The sequence below is a fragment of the uncultured Sphingomonas sp. genome (assembly GCF_964250165.1).
In the GTDB taxonomy this organism is placed as follows: Bacteria; Pseudomonadota; Alphaproteobacteria; order Sphingomonadales; family Sphingomonadaceae; genus Sphingomonas.
The window spans coordinates 1-3853 of record NZ_CAXUEK010000132.1 but is presented as its reverse complement, the minus strand read 5'-3'; the positions used below and the strand labels follow the sequence as shown (position 1 = coordinate 3853).

Here is a 3853-nt window from a genome sequence, read left to right as displayed (position 1 = left end):
AGCAACGCACGCGGGCGGCGGCTTAGGCGCTGGACAGGCGCGGCTGTGCCCAGTTCCGCTTCCTAGCGGCGCTCGACCTCCTGAACGCTTCGGCAGCCTGTCATGCCCAGGCCCTGTACCAGTTCCGCCTGCATCGTGCCGAGGAAATCGACGATGCCCTGCTCGCCTTCGGCCGCCAGCGCCGCCACCCAGGCGCGGCCGAGGAAGATGCCGTCCGCGCCGAGCGTCAGCATCTTGAGCACGTCGATGCCCGAGCGCACCCCGCCGTCGACGAACACCGTGCAGCGGCCGGCGATGCGTTTGGCGACCGGCGGCAGCGCATCGACCGTCGCCACCGCGCCGTCGAGCTGGCGTCCGCCGTGGTTGGACACGACGATGGCGTCCGCCCCGACGCCCACCGCCTCCTCCGCATCGTCGGGATCGAGGATGCCCTTGATGACCAGCGGCTTCGTCCATTGCTCGCGGATCCAGGCCAGCTCGCGCCACGTGGTCGAAGGATCGATGTTGGCCGAGGTCCAATGGTGCGTGTCCTCGGGAATTTTGTGCGCATCGAGATAACGCTGGATGTTGCCGAGCCCGTGCGGGCGACCGCGCACGCCCACGTCCCAGCTCCACCCCGGGCGCGCCGCCGCCTGGAGGAAACGCATCGCGTGCCCGCGCAGCCCGGCCGGCGCGAACAGCCCGGTGCGATAGTCGCGGTAGCGCGTGCCGAGCACCGACAGATCGGCATTGAAGATCAGCGTGGAGCAATAGCGCGCCGCCTCGGCCAGCGTCTCCCGGATAAAGCCGCGATCCTTGAACATGTTGAGCTGGAACCAGAAGGGCGTCTTGATCGCCTCCCCCACCTCGGCGATCGGGCACAGCGAATAGGTCGACATGCAATAGGGGATGCCGATCCGCTTGGCCGCGCGCGCGGCCTTGATCTCGCCCCTGCGTGAGGTCATCCCCGCAAGCCCGACCGGGCTGAGCACGACCGGCATCGTGCAGCTTTCGCCGAGCAAGGTCGTCGCGGTGGTGATCTCGGACATGTCGCGCATTACGCGCTGGCGCAGCGTGATCTCCGCCAGGCGCGAGCGGTTGGCGCGCAGCGTGACCTCGTCGAATGTGCCGCCGTTGACATATTCGAACAGGAAATGCGGCAGGCGCCGGCGGCTGAGGCGCAGATAGTCTTCGAACTGCTTCATCACCAACCTCTGATGCCAGGCGCGGCCCCGCGCCGGTTCGCTTGTGTCCGCGGCCGCTCGGGCGCTCGCCCTTGCCGCCGAAATCTTGTTAGCACGTCGCCATGGGGGTGCGGTCTCGATCCTTCGTGCACGGCGCCGCGCTACCCGGCCGCCCCGGCCGCGCTAGCGGGCATGTGCCGATCGACGATCAGAAAGCCCAACAGCGCGATCAGGGCGAGGCTGCCCAGCACCATGAAGAACGGCAGCGTGCTCACCCCGTGCAGGGCGAGCAGCGCTCCGCCGGTCAAGGCGCCCAACACGCCGCCCAGACGGCCCACCATGATGCCGAAGCCGACGCCGCTGGCGCGCCCGGCAGCCGGGTAGGCATAAGCGAGCATGGCATAGATGATCGAGATGGCGGCGCCGTTGAAGCCGCCTTCGCCCGCGCCCGCGATCATCAGGATCCGCAGCGTGGACGCCGCCGGGCGCCGATCGGCCATCACGAGAGCCGCGGCCATCGCGCAGATGCAGACGACGATCCCGATGCAGCATATCACCAGCGGACGGCGCGAGCCGATCCGGCCGATGAAGAAGGAAATCCCGGTGCCCGCGGTAACCGCCGCCAGGTTGATCGCGAAGCTCACCGTGATCGCCTGCGGCAGGAGGAAGCCGGACATCGTGAGGAACACCGGAGTCCAGGCGGAGAATGCGTAGGCGAGGAACAGCACGCAGAAATATCCCGTCCACAGGCCGATGTTCAGCCGACGGAATTCCCTGGCGAAGATCAGGTCGCGCAGCGCGATGGGGGCACCGTCCTGGTGAGGAATCCGGTCATCGGCGCCGCTCGGCCCGACAGCCAGCGTGATCTCGCCGGAGATGGCGCGGCGGACGAGCCGCTGCGCCTTGGCCGCTCGGCCCTTCACGAGCAGATAGGCGGGCGATTCGGGCAGGGCGAGGATCATGGCCGCGCCCAGCAGCAGCGCGAGCGCGCCGCACGCAAGAAAGCAGCCGCGCCAGCCCCCTAAAGGGAGCAGCCACAGGACCGCGCCGGCGCCGACCAGCCCTCCGAACGGCGTCGCCACGGCGAGCAGCCCCACCACCGCGGACTGCGCGCGCCGTGGCAACCATTCGGAGGCCAGGGCGACTCCGTTGGGTGCCGCCGCGCCGAAGCCGAGACCGCTGACAAAGCGCAGCATCCCCAAAGTAGCGATATCATGCGTCATGCTGGCCGCCATGGTGCCGATGCCGAAGAGGAACGTCGCCGCGACGAGGATGGCCTTGCGCCCATGACGGTCGCCGAGCCAGCCACCGCAGCTGGCTCCCGCCGCCATGCCGATCAGCGCGGCCGCCATGGCCGGCCCGAACGCGGCTCTGCTCACCGCCCATTCCTTCAGGATCACGGGCGTCACGAGCGACAGGAGCTGGATGTCGAGCCCGTCGATCACGAGGGCGAGCATCACGAGCGCCACGATGAGGAGCTGGAAAGGCCGGATCGCGCGTGCGTCGAGTAGTGCCGCGATGCTCGTCTGCATTCCCAACCCTTGTCCAGCGCGTATCAGCGTGATGCCTCACCGAAGTGCGAGCATCGGCTTCGATCGAGATTTCCGTCGGAGCACGGTGTGTTGGCGGTCGGCGCCGCCTGGCCCTGATCAAGGCATCTCGGCATACAGGCGAATAAGCCGATGAAGATAGTCACGGCCGTCGTACAGCGATTTGACGCGGATATGCTCGTTCAGGCCGTGAATGCCGCCGCCGTCGTTCTCGTAGAGGATTCCGGGCACCCCGTAGGAGGGAATGCCGACCGCGGCCACATAGATCGAGTCGCTCGCGCCGGCCGACATGCTCAGGATCAGCGGCACCTTCGGATAGAGTTCGCGGCCGAGCGATGCCGCGGGTCCCACGATCGCCTCGCGCAAGGGCGCCGGACGCGACTTGGGCGCCTGTTGTCCCTGCACGCTCACCGATACCGCCGGATCGCCGATGACCTCGGCCAGCTTGCGCCGCACCTCTTCCACCGTCTCACCCGGAAAGATGCGGCAATTGATGTTCGCGGTGGCGCGCTGGGGGAGCGCGTTCGGAGCATGGCCGCCCGACAGCAGCGTGACGACGCACGTCGTGCGCAGCAGCGAATTGTAGCCCGGGTCACGGCCGAGCAAGGCTTCCGCCAGCCGGTCGTTCGGATTGGCTGCGATCGCGGTCATCGCCTGCCCCGCCACCGGCGAGACGACGGTCGCCATCTGCGTCCAGAACGCGCGCGTCGTCTCGTCGATCTTCACCGGAAACTTGTAGGCCTGCACCTTTATGAGCGCGGCGGCTAGCTCGTCGATCGCGTTATCCGCTCGCGGCAGCGAGGAATGGCCGCCCGGGTTGGTGACCTCCAGCGTGTAGTTCTGCGGGCTTTTCTCGCTGACCTGCATCGCAAAATAAAGCGGCTTGCCCTGCGGATCGAGCCGGCCGCCGCCGCCCTCGTTGAGCGCGAACTCGGCGTCGATCAGCGCGCGCCGGTTGTTGGCGAGCCACTCGGCGCCGTCGAACGGGCCATTATGCTCCTCGCCGCAGGTCAAGGCGAGCTTCACCGTCCGGCGCGGCCGCTTCTCGGCGCGAAGGCGGATCATCGTATCGGTGTAGATCGCCACCATCGCCTTGTCGTCGGACGCGCCGCGCGCGTAGAAGAAGCCGTTCTCCTCGAT

The 3853-nt window shown here is 68.0% G+C and carries 3 protein-coding genes; all 3 read right to left on the bottom strand.

The annotated features are described in order from the left end of the window. Nucleotides 1–62: 62 nt before the first annotated feature. On the bottom strand, nt 63–1184 hold the full coding sequence (locus ACFE64_RS15315) for an L-lactate dehydrogenase (RefSeq protein WP_375393316.1): 1122 nt from the start codon (nt 1182–1184) through the stop codon (nt 63–65). Between the two features lie 140 nt (nt 1185–1324). Further along, nucleotides 1325–2695 carry an MFS transporter gene (locus ACFE64_RS15310; protein WP_375393315.1) on the bottom strand — a complete coding sequence of 457 codons (1371 nt, stop codon included), beginning with the start codon at nt 2693–2695 and terminating at the stop codon, nt 1325–1327. Between the two features lie 117 nt (nt 2696–2812). Continuing rightward, on the bottom strand, nt 2813–3853 hold a 1041-nt coding region (locus ACFE64_RS15305), incomplete at its 5' end, for a M20/M25/M40 family metallo-hydrolase (protein ID WP_375393314.1).

Bases quoted from the DNA above. Each gene is read 5' to 3' on its own strand.
- ACFE64_RS15315 (WP_375393316.1), bottom strand. From the start codon at position 1,184: ATGAAGCAGTTCGAAGACTATCTGCGCCTCAGCCGCCGGCGCCTGCCG.
- ACFE64_RS15310 (WP_375393315.1), bottom strand. From the start codon at position 2,695: ATGCAGACGAGCATCGCGGCACTACTCGACGCACGCGCGATCCGGCCT.